Source organism: Streptomyces sp. NPDC096012 (assembly GCF_040426375.1).
Taxonomy (GTDB): domain Bacteria; phylum Actinomycetota; class Actinomycetes; order Streptomycetales; family Streptomycetaceae; genus Streptomyces.
Genome location: NZ_JBEOTD010000004.1, coordinates 277,895 through 294,029, shown reverse-complemented (window position 1 = coordinate 294,029; position 16,135 = coordinate 277,895). Strand labels below are relative to the sequence as shown.

Annotated in this window: 13 protein-coding genes and 1 pseudogene; 11 read left to right on the top strand and 3 right to left on the bottom strand. The window is 74.4% G+C overall.

The features are described 5' to 3' along the window. Positions 1 to 429 precede the first annotated feature (429 nt). Together ABVB68_RS07110 and ABVB68_RS07105 are read right to left on the bottom strand one after the other, a co-directional pair. On the bottom strand, positions 430 to 1,236 hold the full coding sequence (locus tag ABVB68_RS07110) for a DUF3097 domain-containing protein (protein ID WP_353600004.1): 807 nt from the start codon (positions 1,234 to 1,236) through the stop codon (positions 430 to 432). Between the two features lie 97 nt (positions 1,237 to 1,333). Next, complete coding sequence (locus ABVB68_RS07105; protein ID WP_353600003.1) at positions 1,334 to 2,068, bottom strand: MBL fold metallo-hydrolase; 735 nt, start codon at positions 2,066 to 2,068, stop codon at positions 1,334 to 1,336. Positions 2,069 to 2,241: 173 nt separating this feature from the next. On the opposite strand from ABVB68_RS07105, the gene hrcA reads away from it, so the two are divergent. The 10 genes and pseudogenes from hrcA (at position 2,242) to ABVB68_RS07055 (ending at position 13,068) form a co-directional block, all read left to right on the top strand. After that, positions 2,242 to 3,258 (top strand): heat-inducible transcriptional repressor HrcA, encoded by a 1,017-nt coding sequence (hrcA, locus tag ABVB68_RS07100; protein ID WP_353600002.1) that lies wholly within the window; start codon positions 2,242 to 2,244, stop codon positions 3,256 to 3,258. Continuing rightward, on the top strand, positions 3,259 to 4,395 hold the full coding sequence (dnaJ, locus tag ABVB68_RS07095; protein ID WP_353600001.1) for a molecular chaperone DnaJ: 1,137 nt from the start codon (positions 3,259 to 3,261) through the stop codon (positions 4,393 to 4,395). Between the two features lie 100 nt (positions 4,396 to 4,495). Beyond that, the gene (locus ABVB68_RS07090) at positions 4,496 to 5,584 is read left to right on the top strand and encodes a nitronate monooxygenase (protein WP_353600000.1); all 1,089 of its coding nucleotides are present in this window, start codon (positions 4,496 to 4,498) and stop codon (positions 5,582 to 5,584) included. Then, positions 5,581 to 6,321 carry a 16S rRNA (uracil(1498)-N(3))-methyltransferase gene (locus ABVB68_RS07085; protein ID WP_353599999.1) on the top strand — a complete coding sequence of 247 codons (741 nt, stop codon included), beginning with the start codon at positions 5,581 to 5,583 and terminating at the stop codon, positions 6,319 to 6,321. Before ABVB68_RS07090 ends, ABVB68_RS07085 begins: the two co-directional genes overlap by 4 nt. A gap of 19 nt (positions 6,322 to 6,340) precedes the next feature. Beyond that, positions 6,341 to 6,733, top strand: a complete 393-nt coding sequence (locus ABVB68_RS07080; protein WP_353599998.1) for a VOC family protein — start codon at positions 6,341 to 6,343, stop codon at positions 6,731 to 6,733. A 208-nt stretch (positions 6,734 to 6,941) separates the two neighbouring features. Continuing rightward, on the top strand, positions 6,942 to 7,409 hold the full coding sequence (locus ABVB68_RS07075) for a hypothetical protein (protein ID WP_353600051.1): 468 nt from the start codon (positions 6,942 to 6,944) through the stop codon (positions 7,407 to 7,409). Between the two features lie 118 nt (positions 7,410 to 7,527). Further along, positions 7,528 to 10,718, top strand: a pseudogene (locus ABVB68_RS07070) (S41 family peptidase). A gap of 41 nt (positions 10,719 to 10,759) precedes the next feature. After that, positions 10,760 to 11,113, top strand: a complete 354-nt coding sequence (locus ABVB68_RS07065) for a histidine triad nucleotide-binding protein (RefSeq protein ID WP_353599997.1) — start codon at positions 10,760 to 10,762, stop codon at positions 11,111 to 11,113. Between the two features lie 6 nt (positions 11,114 to 11,119). Beyond that, complete coding sequence (locus ABVB68_RS07060; protein ID WP_353599996.1) at positions 11,120 to 12,025, top strand: ribonuclease Z; 906 nt, start codon at positions 11,120 to 11,122, stop codon at positions 12,023 to 12,025. A gap of 38 nt (positions 12,026 to 12,063) precedes the next feature. Beyond that, positions 12,064 to 13,068 (top strand): adenosine deaminase, encoded by a 1,005-nt coding sequence (locus ABVB68_RS07055; protein WP_353599995.1) that lies wholly within the window; start codon positions 12,064 to 12,066, stop codon positions 13,066 to 13,068. Here ABVB68_RS07055 and ABVB68_RS07050 read toward each other — a convergent pair. Next, positions 13,020 to 14,285 (bottom strand): MFS transporter, encoded by a 1,266-nt coding sequence (locus tag ABVB68_RS07050; RefSeq protein WP_353599994.1) that lies wholly within the window; start codon positions 14,283 to 14,285, stop codon positions 13,020 to 13,022. The two genes, ABVB68_RS07055 and ABVB68_RS07050, sit on opposite strands and share 49 nt — an antisense overlap. A gap of 642 nt (positions 14,286 to 14,927) precedes the next feature. On the opposite strand from ABVB68_RS07050, the gene ABVB68_RS07045 reads away from it, so the two are divergent. Next, positions 14,928 to 16,076, top strand: a complete 1,149-nt coding sequence (locus ABVB68_RS07045; RefSeq protein ID WP_353599993.1) for a carbohydrate kinase family protein — start codon at positions 14,928 to 14,930, stop codon at positions 16,074 to 16,076. Positions 16,077 to 16,135 lie beyond the last annotated feature (59 nt).

Here is a 16,135-nt window from a genome sequence, read left to right as displayed (position 1 = left end):
GACGGGGCCCGGTGGGCTGACGGGGCCTGGTGGACTGGACGGGGCCCGGTGGGCTGACGGGGCCTGGTGGACTGGACGGGGCCCGGTGGGCTGACGGGGCCTGGTGGACTGGACGGGGCCCGGTGGGCTGACGGGGTCTGGTGGACTGACAGGGCCCGGGGGAGGGCGGCGCCCGGCCACCGGTTCGGCTCCCGCCACGGTGACCGGCCCTCGCCGCCGGGGTCGGCTCCTCGCGGGCGGTCAGCCCTCGCCGCCGAGTCGCTTGCGGAGGCCGGCCCTGGCCTCGGACGCGTGCCGTGGGGATCGTTCCCGTCTCGGACGCGCGCCGCGGGGACCGGTTCCCGTCTGGACGCGTGCCGCAGAGGTCAGCCCTGGCTCTGACGTGCGCCGCGGACGTCGGTCCCGGCCCCGGAGGCTCGCCCCGGGCGGTCAGCCCTCGCCGGACGTGACGAAGTCGATCAGCTCCTCCACCCGGCCCAGCAGTTCCGGCTCCAGGTCCTTGTACGACCCCACGCGCCCCAGGATCGCCTGCCAGGCGGCCCCCGTGTTCTGCGGCCACCCCAGGGCCCGGCACACCCCCGTCTTCCAGTCCTGGCCGCGCGGGACCCGGGGCCAGCCGGGGATCCCCAGGGCGGCCGGCTTCACCGCCTCCCAGATGTCGATGTACGGGTGGCCGACGACCAGGGCGTGCTCGCTGGTCACCGCCTGCGCGATGCGCCACTCCTTCGAACCCGGCACCAGGTGGTCCACGAGCACGCCCAGCCGGGCGTCCGGCCCCGGCCCGAACTCGGCGACGATCGCGGGCAGGTCGTCCACGCCCTCCAGGTACTCCACGACCACGCCCTCGATGCGCAGGTCGTCGCCCCACACCTTCTCGACCAGCTCGGCGTCGTGCCGGCCCTCCACGTAGATGCGGCCGGCGCGGGCCACACGCGCGCGTGCGCCGGGGACGGCGACCGAGCCGGAGGCCGTGCGGGTGGGCCGTGCCGGGCCCGCGGCGGGCCTCACCAGGGTGACCACCCTGCCCTCCAGCAGGAAGCCGCGCGGCTCCATCGGGAACACCCGGTGCTTGCCGAAGCGGTCCTCCAGGGTCACCGTGCCCGCCTCGCAGCGGATCACCGCCCCGCAGAACCCGCTGCCGGGTTCCTCCACCACCAGGCCCGGCTCGGCCGGCACTTCCGGCACGGGCTTCGGCTTCTTCCACGGCGGGGTCAGGTCGGCGGAGTACTGGCGCATTCGGATGACGATAGGAGAACCCGGATGCCGCAGCCCACGACACGCCGAAACCCACCGTCCGGAGCGGCACAGCTCACGCGGCCCCGGGGAATGTGTCTCAGGTCACACCGAACCGCGTTGCCAGGTCGTCGCGTTGGCGGCGCACGAAGGCCGCGTCGACGACGGCCCCGTGGCCGGGGACGAAGAGCGCGTCCTCGCCGCCCAGGGAGAGGAGGCGGTCGAGCGCGTCCGGCCAGCGGGACGGGACCGCGTCCGGGCCCGCCTGGGGCTCACCCGACTCCTCGACCAGGTCGCCGCAGAAGACGACCTCCGGCCCGCCGGACACCGAGCCGGGGACCAGGACCGCCAGGTCGTGCGCGGTGTGCCCGGGCCCCACGTTGGCCAGCAGGGCCTGGTGGCCGCCGCCGAGGCCGAGGGTCCACTCGCCGGAGACCAGGTGCCGGGGCGGGGCGAGCGCGTCCACCGCCTCGTCCGCGTCGGCCTGCGGCAGACCGTTCCTGATCGCGTCCGCGCGCAGCTCCTCGCGGCCGTACGCGAACACCGCGTCGACGCCCACCGCCCCGTACCCCTCCGTCCCGGCGAACGCGGCGGCCCCGAAGACGTGGTCGAAGTGGGGGTGGGTGAGCGCGAGATGGGTCACACGGCCGCCGGAAAGCCGCTGCGCCTGCGCCCGCAGCCGCGCCCCCTCGGCGACGCTCGAGCCGGCGTCGACCATCAGTGCCGTACCCTCGCCGAGGACCAGCCCCACCGTGCAGTCCCAGCCGGGCAGTCGGCACCGCCCGACGCCGGCGGCCAGCCTCTCCCACCCCAGCTCTTCCCAAGTCACCGTCATACCGCGACGCTAGCGGTACGACCCGGAGCGGACGCGATACCGCGGGGGACGACCTTGCCTTGTGTGTACCCGACAGCCGTACACTGGGCCGGGGGATGCTGGCACTCGCGAGGGAAGAGTGCCAGGAGGACGCCCCGAGGCGACTGGGGACGACGTGCTGGAGGTGCGCGCGGATGCTGAGTGAACGCAGGCTTCAGGTCCTGCGCGCCATCGTCCAGGACTATGTGGGTACCGAGGAGCCGGTCGGTTCGAAGGCGCTCACCGAGCGGCACAGCCTCGGCGTCTCCCCGGCGACCGTGCGCAACGACATGGCGGCCCTGGAGGACGAGGGGTACATCGCGCAGCCGCACACCAGCGCCGGGCGCATCCCCACCGACAAGGGCTACCGCCTGTTCGTGGACAAGCTCGCGGGCGTGAAGCCGATGACCGGGCCCGAGCGGCGGGCGATCCAGAACTTCCTGGAGGGCGCCGTCGACCTCGACGACGTCGTGGCGCGCACGGTGCGGCTGCTCGCGCAGCTGACCCGGCAGGTCGCCGTCGTGCAGTACCCGTCCCTGACCCGGTCCACCGTCCGGCACGTGGAGCTGCTCTCGCTGGCTCCCGCGCGCCTGATGCTGGTGCTGATCACGGACACCGGCCGGGTCGAGCAGCGGATGGTCGACTGCCCGGCGCCGTTCGGCGACTCCTCGCTGGCCGATCTGCGGGCGCGGCTGAACAGCCGGGTCGCGGGCCGCCGGTTCGCGGACGTGCCGATGCTGGTCGAGGACCTGCCGGAAGGCTTCGAGGCCGAGGACCGCGGTACGGTCTCCACCGTGCTCTCCACCCTGCTGGAGACACTGGTCGAGGAGAACGAGGAGCGGCTGATGATCGGCGGCACCGCCAATCTCACCCGCTTCGGGCATGACTTTCCCCTCACGATCCGGCCCGTCCTGGAGGCCCTCGAGGAGCAGGTCGTGCTCCTCAAGCTCCTGGGCGAGGCGAAGGATCCGGGCGTGACCGTGCGCATCGGCCACGAGAACGCCCATGAAGGACTCAACTCCACGTCCGTCGTGTCGGTCGGTTACGGTTCGGGCAGCGAGGCGGTCGCCAAGCTCGGCGTGGTCGGACCGACCCGCATGGACTACCCGGGAACGATGGGAGCGGTACGCGCAGTGGCACGGTACGTCGGACAGATCCTGGCGGAGTCGTAAGTGGCCACGGACTACTACGCCGTTCTCGGCGTGCGCCGCGACGCGTCGCAGGATGAGATCAAGAAGGCGTTCCGTCGGCTCGCGCGCGAGCTGCACCCGGACGTCAACCCCGATCCGAAGACCCAGGAGCGGTTCAAGGAGATCAACGCCGCTTACGAGGTGCTGTCGGACCCGCAGAAGAAGCAGGTCTACGACCTCGGCGGCGACCCGCTCTCCCAGTCGGGCGGCGCGGGCGCGGGCGGTTTCGGGGCCGGCGGCTTCGGCAACTTCTCGGACATCATGGACGCGTTCTTCGGTACGGCGTCGCAGCGCGGGCCGCGCTCGCGCACCCGGCGCGGCCAGGACGCGATGATCCGGATCGAGATCGAGCTGGACGAGGCGGCCTTCGGGACGACCAAGGACATCCAGGTCGACACCGCGGTCGTCTGCAACACCTGCAACGGCGAGGGCGCGGCGCCGGGCACCTCCGCCCAGACCTGCGACATGTGCCGCGGCCGCGGTGAGGTCTCGCAGGTCACCCGGTCCTTCCTGGGCCAGGTCATGACCTCGCGGCCCTGCCCCCAGTGCCAGGGCTTCGGCACGGTGGTCCCGACCCCGTGCCCGGAGTGCGCCGGCGACGGCCGCGTCCGCTCGCGGCGCACGCTCACCGTGAAGATCCCGGCCGGTGTCGACAACGGCACCCGCATCCAGCTCGCCGGTGAGGGCGAGGTCGGTCCCGGCGGCGGCCCGGCCGGCGACCTGTACGTCGAGATCCACGAGCTGCCGCACGCGATGTTCCAGCGCCGCGGTGACGACCTGCACTGCACGGTCACGATCCCGATGACGGCGGCGGCCCTCGGCACCAAGGTGCCGCTGGAGACGCTGGACGGCATGGAGGAGGTCGACATCCGGCCCGGCACCCAGTCCGGCCAGTCGATCCCGTTGCACGACCGCGGCATCACGCATCTGCGCGGTGGCGGCCGGGGCGACCTGATCGTCCACGTCGAGGTGCAGACCCCGGGCAAGCTCGACCCGGAGCAGGAGCGGCTGCTGCGCGAGCTGGCCAAGCTGCGCGGCGAGGAGCGGCCGCAGGGGCAGTTCCAGCCCGGTCAGCAGGGGTTGTTCTCACGGCTGAAGGACGCCTTCAACGGGCGGTGAACGGCGGTGCGAGGGGTGCCCCGGTACCCCTCATGCCCCTGTCCTATGCCGTGCGACGCCCGGATTCGGACTTGTTCGGAGGACGTGACAACATGCGCTCATGTCCTCCGCGCTGACCGATCTCTTTCCCCACCCGATCGTGCAGGCCCCCATGGCGGGCGGTGTCTCCGTCCCGCAGCTCGCCGCCTCCGTCTGCGAGGCCGGTGGTCTCGGGTTCCTCGCCGCCGGATACAAGACCGCCGACGGCATGTACCAGGAGATCAAGCAGCTGCGGGGGCTCACCAGCCGCCCCTTCGGTGTGAACGTGTTCATGCCCCAGCCCGAGCACGCCGAGTCGGGTGCCGTCGAGGTCTACGCCCACCAGCTGGCCGGCGAGGCCGCCTGGTACGAGACCGAGCTGGGCGATCCGGACAGCGGCCGGGACGACGGCTACGACGCCAAGCTCGCCGTCCTCCTCGACAACCCGGTGCCGGTCGTCTCCTTCCACTTCGGCGTCCCGAGCCGGGAGGCGCTGCAGTCGCTGCGCCGGGCGGGAACCGTCACGCTCGTCACCGCCACCACCGCCGAGGAGGCGCGCGCGGTCGAGCGGGCCGGGGCCGACGCGGTGATCGCGCAGGGCGTGGAGGCCGGCGGTCACCAGGGAACGCACCGGGACGTCCCGGAGAACGACGGCTCCGGCATCGGGCTGCTGTCGCTGATCGCGCAGATCCGCGAGGCCGTGGGCATCCCCGTCGTCGCCGCCGGCGGCATCATGCGCGGCGGCCAGATCGCCGCCGTCCTCGCGGCGGGCGCGAGCGCGGCCCAGCTGGGCACCGCCTTCCTCGCCACCCCCGAGTCCGGCGCCCACGAGCAGCACAAACAGGCGCTGACCAACCCGCTGTTCGTGCGTACCGAGCTGACCCGCGCCTTCACCGGACGCCCGGCGCGCGGCCTGGTCAACCGGTTCCTGCGCGAGCACGGACCGTACGCCCCCGCCGCGTACCCGGAGATCAACCACCTCACCGCCCCGCTGCGCAAGGCCGCCGCCAAGGCCGGGGACGCGCAGGGCATGGCGCTGTGGGCCGGGCAGGGACACCGGCTGGCCCGGGAGCTGCCCGCCGGCCGGCTGGTGGAGCTGCTGGCGGCCGAACTCGCCGACGCCAGGACAGCGTTGTCGGAGCTGCCGGGGCCCGGAGGTGACCGGCGATGACCGCGCCCGTCTTCGTCGTCGACCGACTCGACAGCGTCGGGCCGGAGTTCGTGCTCGACGGGCCCGAGGGCCGGCACGCGGTGTCCGTGAAGCGGCTGCGGGCCGGCGAGGACGTGGTCCTCACCGACGGGCGCGGCCGGTGGGCCGAGGGCGTCGTCAAGGCGGCCGAGGGCAAGGACCGCCTGGTGGTCGGTGACCTGGATCCCGTCCACGAGGAGCCCCCGGCGGTGCCGCGGATCACGGTCGTCCAGGCGCTGCCCAAGGGCGACCGCGGCGAGCTGGCCGTCGAGACGATGACCGAGGTCGGCGTCGACGCCGTCGTGCCCTGGCAGGCGTCCCGGTGCATCACCCAGTGGAAGGGCGAGCGCGGGCTGAAGGCCCTCGGCAAGTGGCGGGCCACCGCCCGCGAGGCCGGCAAGCAGTCCCGCCGGGTGCGCTTCCCCGAGGTCGCGGACGCGGCGACGACCAGGCAGGTCGCCGCGCTGCTGGCCGGGGCGGACTTCGCCGCCGTCCTGCACGAGAGCGGCGCCGAGCGGCTCGCCACCGCCGAACTGCCCGCCCGGGGCGAGATCGTGCTGGTCGTCGGCCCCGAGGGCGGTGTCTCCCCCGAGGAGCTGGCCGTTTTCGCGGAGGCGGGTGCGCGGCCGTACGTCCTCGGTCCTACCGTGTTGCGTACATCCACCGCCGGCACCGCCGCCGCGGCCCTGCTGCTGGGCCGTACCGGCCGCTGGTCCTGACCCGCCTGGGGGACACACCGTGGAACTCGCCCAAGTCCGGCTCCTCGTCACCGACTTCGCCTCCTGCTACCGCTTCTACGCCGACGTCCTCGGTCTCAAGCCGCAGTCCGGCGCGACCGAGGGGCCGTACGAGAAGTTCAGCCCGCACGCCGGTTCCGCCGGGATCGCGCTGCAGGACCGGGTGATGATGGTGGAGTTCCTGCGGGAGGTGGGCGAGAGCGCCACCGGCCACCGTTCCATGGTCGTGCTGCGCGTGGACGATCTCGACACCTACTGCGCGGAGATCACCTCCCGGGGCGCGACCCTGCTGCACGGGCCGGCCCCCATGACCGACCGCATGCGCGTCGCCCACCTCAAGGACCCGGAGGGCAACCTGGTGGAACTCCAGGAGTGGCTGCTGCTGCGCGGCTGAGGGCACCGGCGGGCCCGGGACACGAAAGGGTGACTGGCCGTATGTGGTCTTTCGTGCCGTCCGCGGCGGTGGCACGCTGCCCTGCATGGGGGCATGGACGGCATGGGCGGTACGGACACCACGGGCGGCAGGGACGCCGGGGACCCGAGGGCGGCGTGCGACGCGGGCGGCCGCCGTCGCGGGCCTGGTCGTGGTGACGGGGGGCGCCATGGCGGCGTGCCGGCCGGGCGATCTCAGCTCCGCGACCGCCGCCTACACCACCGACACCACCGCGACGGCGCAGCTCGAACGCGAGCACGTGGACGTCAACTGGCTCACCTGCACCGGCGGTTACGGCAAGGGCGGCCCCGCGGTGGGGAAGTCGCCGTCGCCGAGCGAGACCACCGTCGTCTCCGTCGACTGCCGGGGTGAGACCAGGGACAGGCGGAAGATCACCGTCACCGGCAGGGTGACCAAGGCCGTCGACGGCGCCTGCGTGCGCGGGGACCTGACGGCCGAGGTCGGCGGCAGACGGGTGTTCCACGTCCGCGGGCTGGGCGACTGCGACGCCACGCCCCCCGGGCCGACGTACCGGCCGCCCACCGTGGGGCAGCCGCGGCCGACCGTGACGGTCACCGTGACCCGGACCGTCTGGTGCGGGAACGACCCCGGCTGCCGCCCCGTCGAGGGCAAGTGATCGGAACGGGAAGCGGGACGCACCGGCCACTGCGTACAGTGACGGGGTGACTCAGGGTGCTTCGACGGGAACCACGGCGACCTCCGGCTATCTCCGATTCCCCCACCTGCACGGCGACTTGGTGACGTTCGTCGCCGAGGACGACGTCTGGCTCGCGCCCCTCGACGGCGGCCGCGCCTGGCGGGTGAGCGCCGACAACGTGCCGGTGACCCTGCCCCGGATCTCGCCGGACGGGCGGCATCTCGCCTGGACCTCCACCCGGGACGGCGCACCCGAGGTGCACGTCGCCCCCGTCGACGGGGGCCCGGCCGAGCGCCTGACGTACTGGGGCAACCGCCGTACCCAGGTGCGCGGCTGGACGGCGGACGGGCGGGTGCTCGCCCTCGGCGCGCAGGGCCGGCACAGCTTCCGGCACACCTGGGCGCACGCCGTCCCGCTGGACGGCGGACCGGCCGAGACCCTGCCGTACGGACCGGTCGGCGACGTGGCCTTCGGGCCGGCCACCGTGCTGCTGTCCGCGCCGATGGGCCTCGAGGCCGCCTACTGGAAGCGCTACCGCGGCGGCACGGCGGGCAAGTTGTGGATCGACCCGGACGGCGACGGCGAGTTCGTACGGCTCCACCCGGAGCTCGACGGGAACATCGAGTGCCCGGTGTGGGTGCGGGACCGGATCGCGTTCCTCAGCGACCACGAGGGCACCGGCGCGCTGTACTCCTCCCTGCCCGACGGCTCCGACCTGCGCCGCCACACCCCGCTGGACGGCTTCTACGCCCGGCACGCGGCCGGGGACGGCAGCCGCTGTACGCCTCGGCGGGCGAACTGTGGCTGCTGGACGACCTGGAGGGCGCCGAGCCCCGCCGCCTCGGGGTCCGGCTCGGCGGACCCCGCCCGGACCTGTGCCCGTATCCGGTGAACGCCTCCCACTGGTTCACGGAGGCCTCGCCCGGCCACACCGCCCGGGGCAGCGCCGTCTGTGTGCGCGGCGGCGTCCACTGGGTCACCCACCGCTCCGGCCCCGCCCGCGCCCTCGCCGCCACCCCCGGCGTCCGCGCCCGGCTGCCCCGCGCCTTCCGCGCCGAGGGCGAGGAGTGGGCGGTGTGGGTGACGGACGCGGAGGGCGAGGACGCCCTGGAGTTCGCCCCCGCGACCGGGACCGTCCCCGGCGCCCCGCCCCGCCGGCTCGCCGCCGGACAGCTCGGCCGGGTCCTGGAACTGGCCGTGTCACCCGACGGCGGCCGGGCCGCCGTCGCCGCGCACGACGGACGGCTGCTGCTCGTCGAGCGGGAGACCGGCGAGGTCCGCGAGGTCGACCGCAGCGACGACGGCGAGGTCTGCGGGCTCGCCTTCTCACCCGACTCCGCCTGGCTGGCCTGGGCCCACCCCGGCCCCCGCCCGCTGTCCCAGCTGCGCATCGCGCACACCACCGACCTGTCGGTCACCGAGGCGACACCGCTGCGCTTCCAGGACTACGCCCCCGCCTTCACCCTCGACGGCAGACACCTCGCCTTCCTCTCCAACCGCGCCTTCGACCCGGTCTACGACGAGCACGCCTTCGATCTCGCGTTCGTGGTCGGTGCCCGGCCGCACCTGATCACGCTGGCCGCCACCACCCCGTCCCCGTTCGGCCCGCAACGGCACGGCCGCCCCTTCGAGACCCCCGACAAGGACGAGACCCCCGACAGCGAGGGCGCCCCCGCCACCCGCATCGACCTCGACGGCCTCGCCGACCGGATCGTGCCCTTCCCGGTCGAGGCCGGGCGCTACTCCGCGCTGCGCGCCGCCAAGGACGGCGTCCTGTGGCTGCGCCACCCCGTGCACGGCGTCCTCGGCGCCGCCCGCGCCCATCCCGAGGACCCCGATCCGCAGACCGAGCTGGAGCGCTACGACCTGGTCCAGCGCCGCCTGGAGCCGCTGGTAGGCGACGCCGACCACTTCGAGGTCAGCGGCGACGGCCGGCGCGTCCTGGTGTGGGGCGGCGGCCGGCTGCGGGTGGTCCCCGGCGACCGCCGTACCGGTGCCGACGACGACGGCGACACCAGCGTCACGGTCGACCTCGCCCGCGTCCGGCAGAGCGTCGACCCGGCCGCCGAGTGGCGGCAGATGTACGACGAGACCGGCCGCCTGATGCGCGACCACTTCTGGCGGCCCGACCTCGGCGGCGTCGACTGGGACGGCGTCCTCGCCCGCTACCGGCCACTGCTGGCCCGGCTCGCCACCCACAGCGATCTGGTCGACCTGCTGTGGGAGGTGCACGGCGAACTCGGCACCTCGCACGCGTACGTCACCCCGCGGTCCGGCCACGGCGGCCGGCACGGCCTGCTCGGCGCCGACATCTCCCGGCACGCGGACGGAAGCTGGCGCATCGACCGGATCCTGCCCTCCGAGACCTCCGACCCGGACGCCCGCTCCCCGCTGGCCGCGCCCGGCGTCGCCGTACGCCCCGGCGACGCGATCATCGCCGTCGCAGGGCACCCCGTCGACCCGGTGACCGGACCGGGCCCGCTGCTCGCCGGCACCGCGGGCCACCCCGTGGAGCTGACCGTCTCCCCGGCGGGCGGCGGCGAACCGCGCCACACGGTCGTCGTCCCCGTGGCCGACGAGGAGCCGCTGCGCTACCACGCCTGGGTCGCCGGCCGCCGCGCCCACGTCCACGCGGCCTCCGGCGGCCGGCTCGGCTACCTCCACGTCCCCGACATGCAGGCCCCCGGCTGGGCGCAGATCCACCGCGACCTGCGCGTGGAGGTCGCCCGGGAGGGGCTCGTGGTCGACGTCCGGGAGAACCGCGGCGGCCACACCTCCCAGCTCGTGGTCGAGAAGCTGGCCCGCCGGATCGTCGGCTGGGACCTGGCCCGCGGCATGCGCCCCACCAGCTATCCGCTCGACGCGCCCCGCGGCCCCGTCGTCGCCGTCGCCAACGAGTTCTCCGGCTCCGACGGCGACATCGTCAACGCGGCCATCCGGGCCCTCGGCATCGGCCCGGTCGTCGGCACCCGCACCTGGGGCGGTGTCATCGGCATCGACAGCCGCTACCACCTCGTCGACGGCACCCTGGTCACCCAGCCCAAGTACGCGATCTGGCTGGACGGCCCCGGCTGGGACGTGGAGAACCACGGCGTCGACCCGGACGTGGAGGTCGTCCAGCGCCCCCAGGACTGGGCGGCGGGCAGGGACGCCCAGCTGGACGAGGCGATCCGGCTCGCGCTGGAGTCACTGGAGACCAGCCCCGCGAGAACGCCGCCCGACCTGCCGGCCCCGGGGGCGCGGACGGCCGCGCCACCGCCCTCCGCGGACCCGCACCCGAACGACTAGCATGCCCCCGTACCGATCATCGGCGAAAGCGAGCGCAGCGTATGGCCGGCGAACCGCAGGACGACTGCCTGTTCTGCAAGATCGTCGCGGGTGCCATCCCGGCGACCATCGTCCGCGAGACCGAAACGACCGTCGCGTTCCGGGACATAAACCCCCAGGCGCCCACCCACGTGCTGGTGATCCCCAAGGCGCACTACGAGAACGCGGCCGCCCTGGCCGCCGGCGCCCCCCAGCTCTGCGCCGACGTCCTGCGCGAGACCGCGGAGGTCGCCGCGGGCGAGAAGCTCGACAGCTACCGCACCGTCTTCAACACCGGAAGCGGCGCCGGCCAGACCGTCTGGCACGCCCACGCGCACGTCCTCGGCGGCCGTGGCCTGGAATGGCCTCCCGGATAACTCGCCATGTCCGTCCGCGAACTGGTGGTCCTCGGCACCGCCAGCCAGGTGCCGACCCGGCACCGCAACCACAACGGCTACCTGCTGAGGTGGGACGGCGAGGGCATCCTGTTCGACCCCGGCGAGGGCACCCAGCGGCAGATGCTGCGCGCCGGGGTCGCCGCGCACGACCTGAACCGGCTGTGCGTCACGCACTTCCACGGTGACCACAGCCTCGGCCTCGCCGGGGTCATCCAGCGGATCAACCTCGACCAGGTCCCGCACGAGGTCACCGCGCACTACCCGCGCTCCGGGCAGCGCTACTTCGACCGGCTGCGGTACGCCACGGCCTACCGGGAGACGGTCCGCCTCACCGAGGCCCCGGTCGCCGCCGACGGCACCCTCGCGGTGACCCCGTCGTACACCCTCCAGGCCCGCAGGCTGTCGCACCCGGTCGAGTCCTACGGCTACCGGCTGACCGAACCCGACGGGCGCCGCATGCTGCCCGAGCGCCTCGCCGCGCACGGGATCGGGGGGCCGGACGTGGGCCGGCTGCAGCGCGAGGGCCGGCTCGGGGACGTGACGCTGGAGGACGTCAGCGAGGTGCGGCGCGGCCAGCGGTTCGCGTTCGTCATGGACACCAGGCTCTGCGAGGGGGTGCACGCGCTCGCCGAGGACTGCGACCTGCTCGTCATCGAGTCCACCTTCCTCGACGAGGACATCCGGCTCGCCGCCGACCACGGCCACCTGACGGCCGGGCAGGCGGCCGCCGTGGCCCGGGACGCGGGCGTGCGGCACCTCGTCCTCACCCACTTCAGCCAGCGCTACTCGGACCCCGGGGAGTTCGAGCGGCAGGCGCGGGCGGCCGGGTTCGCGGGAGAGCTGACGGTGGCGCACGACCTGCAGCGGGTCCCGGTCCCCAAACGGCGGTGAAACCGCAGGCCGGCGGGGGTGGGTCGTACGATGCTTCGATGCCCCTCCCGAAAGCAGAACTGCACCTCCACATCGAAGGCACCCTGGAGCCCGAGCTGGCGTTCGAGCTGGCCGCCCGCAACGGCGTCGAGCTGCCCTACGCCGACACCGAAGCACTGCGCGAGGCCTACCGCTTCGAGGACCTCCAGTCCTTCCTCGACCTCTACTACGAGCTGATGGCCGTCCTGCGCACCGAGAGGGACTTCGCGGACCTGGCGAACGCCTATCTGGCCCGGGCCGCCGCGCAGGGCGTACGGCACGCGGAGATCTTCTTCGACCCGCAGGCCCACCTGGCCCGGGGCGTGTCCATGGGCACGGTCGTGGAGGGGCTGTGGCGGGCGCTCGGGCACAGCGAGGAGAACCACGGGGTGTCCACCCGGCTCATCCTCTGCTTCCTGCGGGACGAGTCGGCCGAGTCGGCACGGGAGACCCTCGCGGCCGCCGAACCGTACCTGGACCGGATCACCGGGGTCGGCCTGGACTCGGCCGAGGTCGGGCATCCGCCGGTGAAGTTCCGCGAGGTGTACGAGGCCGCCGCGGCGCTCGGGCTGCGCCGCGTGGCGCACGCCGGTGAGGAGGGGCCGCCGGAGTACATCACCGAGGCGCTGGACGTGCTCGGTGTGGAGCGCGTCGACCACGGCCTGCGCTGCGTGGAGGACCCGGCGCTGGTCGAGCGGCTGGTCCGGGACCGGATCCCGCTCACCCTCTGCCCGCTGTCCAACGTCCGGCTGCGCACCGTGGACACCCTGGCCGACCACCCGCTGCCGGCCATGCTCGACGCCGGCCTGCTGTGCACGGTCAACTCCGACGACCCGGCGTACTTCGGCGGGTACGCCGGTGACAACTTCGCAGCCGTCGAGGCGTCTTTGGGGCTCACCGAGGAGCGGCTGCGGGAGCTGGCCCGCAACTCCTTCCTGGCCGCCTTCCTCGAGGACGACGAGGAGCGGCGCGCCCGCTACCTCGCCGAGGTGGCGGCGTACGAGTTCGGGGACGCGGTGTCGTAGGCGGACCGGGCGGGCACGGCGGGCGTCCGCACCGGGAGTTCGACGACCGGCAGGAGACGCCTGCCCGAGCGCAGGGCCACCACCGTCATCGGCACGGCGGTCACCAGCAGCCCCGCGCCGAGCAGGAGACCCATCACCGGGAACCCGGCCCATCCCGCCAGCACGCTCCCGGCCAGCGGGCCCGCCGCCGTGCCCAGGGACGAGGCCGAGCCGACCAGGACCGCCCAGCGGCCCCGCGGGTCCAGGGAGGCGGCGAGCCCGATGACGTACGACAGCACGACCGGGTAGAGCAGGTTCCAGGAGATCTCGCCGGCGGCGAAGGCGGGCAGGTCCCTGGCCGACGCGCTGAGCGCGATGCAGCCGGCGATGAGCGCGGTACCGGCGCCGATCGGCACCGCCCGGCCCAGCCGCGGGCCGAGCGCGCCCGCGCCCAGCACCCCGAGCAGTCCGGCACCGAGCGCGACCGCGAAGACCGCGCCGACGGTGACCTCGGTGAGATGGGCCTGGGCGAGGCCGATGCGACCGCTGACACCCCAGAGGGAGTTCTGGGCGAGGGACCAGCAGGGCATGGCGGCGGCCAGCAGCAGGCCGGTGCGGAGACGGGGGAGCCGGCCGTGCCCGAGGGGGGTGCGGGCCGGGACCGTGCCGGCGGGCAGGCGGCCGGTGAAGGGCCAGGCGGCGAGCGCGGTCAGCGCGAGGGCGGCCAGCGGCAGGCCGTGGCCCGGGCCGAGGTGGGGGATCGTCAGGTAGAGGGCGCCGGCGAGGGCGGAGACGCCGAGCAGGCCCAGCGTGGTGACGCTGTGCGGGTCGCTCCCCCAGGCTCTCGGCTCGGTCCGGGCGGGGGACCCCCCGAGGGCCGCGATGCCGCTCGCGGCCACCGCGGTGACCGTGCCCGAGCCGAACCCGCCGACGAGCGCGCCCGCGACGACTGCCGGGACGGCTCCGGTGAGCGCGGCGGCGCCGTACCCGGTGACGGCGAGGGCGAGGCCGGCGCGGGCGAGCGTGCGGGGCCCCGTCCGGTCCACCCGGGACGCCAGCAGGAACCCCGCCACGGCCGAACTCAGCAGCAGGGCACTGCCGATGGCGCCGGCCTCGGTGGCGGTGAGCGGCAGCCCGCTGTCGAGTCTGCCGACGGTGGTCGGCAGCAGATAGGGAGCGAGATACCCGGCCGTGAAAAGGGCGACGAGGGGCCAGGGCAGGGTGCGGGAGGCGGACACGGGCGTTCCCAGGGCAGGCGGAAGGAGCCGAGCGGCTCGGAAGAGGGGAGGGGCGACGACCGTCGACGGACAGGAACGCGCGAGCTAGTTGTATCAAGCACGCGGTTGTGGAAGAAGGTTGGGATGAGTGATCCCGATCACTGCCGCGTTTGCGGGTGACTCGACGGGGTAGACGTGAGCGCTTCCGTCGCTCTTCGTGGCCCGGCCGGATGTGCGCTATAGTTGATCACGTCGCGGTCGCCGGAACACCCGGTGCCGGACCGTGCGTTGGTGGTCCAAGGAAAGACGCCCCGCTTCCTGCGGGGAGATGCAGGTGCAAGGCCTGCCCGGCGCTCCTGGTGAGCCCCGTCCCGCTGTCTGCGGGACGGGGCTCTTTCTTGTCCCGCCCCGGCCGTCGCCAGCCTTCAGAGCGGCCACGGTGACCCCGTGCGGCCGGCGCCTCACCCTGACCGCCCCCAACACCCCTGGTACGCACCGGCCGTACCGGCCCGGAGCGCCGCGCCACGGGGACGGCGCGGCGGCGGCGCGCGGCCGAACCGGGCGGCACTCCGGTGATGCCCCCGCCGGTGACGGCCGGCACGGACGGGCCCGGCGTGAACTGGTGCACACTGGCCAGAACCGCACCACGCCAGGGAGCGCACCGTGACCCCGTCGCACCTCACCGCCGGAGAGGAACCGGAACACCTCACACAGACCGGGCGCCGTCAGGCCCGGGTCGACCCGCTCGCCGCGCTGCGCACGCCAGGCGACCCGCCCTGGGACGTCTACCTCACGGGCACGGTCTTCCTCGACATCATCTTCACCGGCCTGGACTCGGCGCCCGTGCGCGGCACCGAGTCCTGGGCCCGGGGCATGGGTTCCAGCCCCGGCGGGGTCGCCAACATGGCCGCCGCCCTGGCCCGCCTCGGCCTGAAGACCTCCCTCGCGGCGGCGTTCGGCGACGACCACTACGGCGAGTACTGCTGGGACGCGCTCGCCCGGGGCGAGGGCATCGACCTGTCGGCCTCGCGGACCGTGCCCGGCTGGCACTCGCCGGTGACCGTCTCCATGGCGTACGAGGGCGAGCGGACTATGGTGTCCCACGGGCACGAGCCGCCCCCGGAGGAGACGGCGCCCGACTGCCCGCCCCGCGCCCGCGCGGCCGTGGCCTCGCTCACGCCCGGCACGACGGCGCCGTGGATCGCCCAGGCCGCCGCCGACGGCGCCCGGATCTTCGCCGACGTCGGCTGGGACGACACCGGCGCGTGGGATCTCGCGGGGCTCACCGACCTGCGGCACTGCGAGGCGTTCCTGCCCAACGCGGAGGAGGCGAAGCGGTACACCGGCGCCGACTGCCCGCGGGTGGCCGCGCACGCGCTGACCGCGTACGTGCCGGTGGCCGTGGTGACCCTCGGCGAGGAGGGGGCCTATGCGGTGGACCGGCGCACGGGTGAGGCCGCCGAGGTGCCCGCGATCGCGGTGGAGGCGCTGGACCCGACGGGCGCGGGGGACGTGTTCGTCGCCGGGTTCGTCACGGGCTCCCTCGCGGGGTGGCCGCTGGCCGACCGGCTGGCGTTCGCCGGGCTCACGGCCGCCCTGTCGGTGCAGGAGTTCGGGGGATCGCTGTCGGCGCCGGGATGGTCGGAGATCGGGGCGTGGTGGCGGCGGGTGCAGTCGGTGGAGGGGCAGGATCCGGCGGCGTTGCGGCGGTACGCGTTCCTCGAGGGGCTGGTGCCGGAGGAGGAGGAACTGGACCGGCCCTGGCCACTGCGGCGGGCGGTGCCGACCATCGGCTTCCGCAGGTCCGGCTGACGGGCGGGGGGAAACCCTGGGCGGCCCCCGGCCGCGAGGGTTCCCCGGCGGACCCCGGG

What these genes read in the sequence shown, in the direction of transcription:
- ABVB68_RS07110 (WP_353600004.1), bottom strand. Translation starts at nt 1,236, where the DNA reads ATGCGCCAGTACTCCGCCGACCTGACCCCGCCGTGGAAGAAGCCGAAG.
- ABVB68_RS07105 (WP_353600003.1), bottom strand. Translation starts at nt 2,068, where the DNA reads ATGACGGTGACTTGGGAAGAGCTGGGGTGGGAGAGGCTGGCCGCCGGC.
- hrcA (WP_353600002.1), top strand. Translation starts at nt 2,242, where the DNA reads ATGCTGAGTGAACGCAGGCTTCAGGTCCTGCGCGCCATCGTCCAGGAC.
- ABVB68_RS07090 (WP_353600000.1), top strand. Translation starts at nt 4,496, where the DNA reads ATGTCCTCCGCGCTGACCGATCTCTTTCCCCACCCGATCGTGCAGGCC.
- ABVB68_RS07085 (WP_353599999.1), top strand. Translation starts at nt 5,581, where the DNA reads ATGACCGCGCCCGTCTTCGTCGTCGACCGACTCGACAGCGTCGGGCCG.
- ABVB68_RS07075 (WP_353600051.1), top strand. Translation starts at nt 6,942, where the DNA reads ATGGCGGCGTGCCGGCCGGGCGATCTCAGCTCCGCGACCGCCGCCTAC.
- ABVB68_RS07065 (WP_353599997.1), top strand. Translation starts at nt 10,760, where the DNA reads ATGGCCGGCGAACCGCAGGACGACTGCCTGTTCTGCAAGATCGTCGCG.
- ABVB68_RS07060 (WP_353599996.1), top strand. Translation starts at nt 11,120, where the DNA reads ATGTCCGTCCGCGAACTGGTGGTCCTCGGCACCGCCAGCCAGGTGCCG.
- ABVB68_RS07055 (WP_353599995.1), top strand. Translation starts at nt 12,064, where the DNA reads ATGCCCCTCCCGAAAGCAGAACTGCACCTCCACATCGAAGGCACCCTG.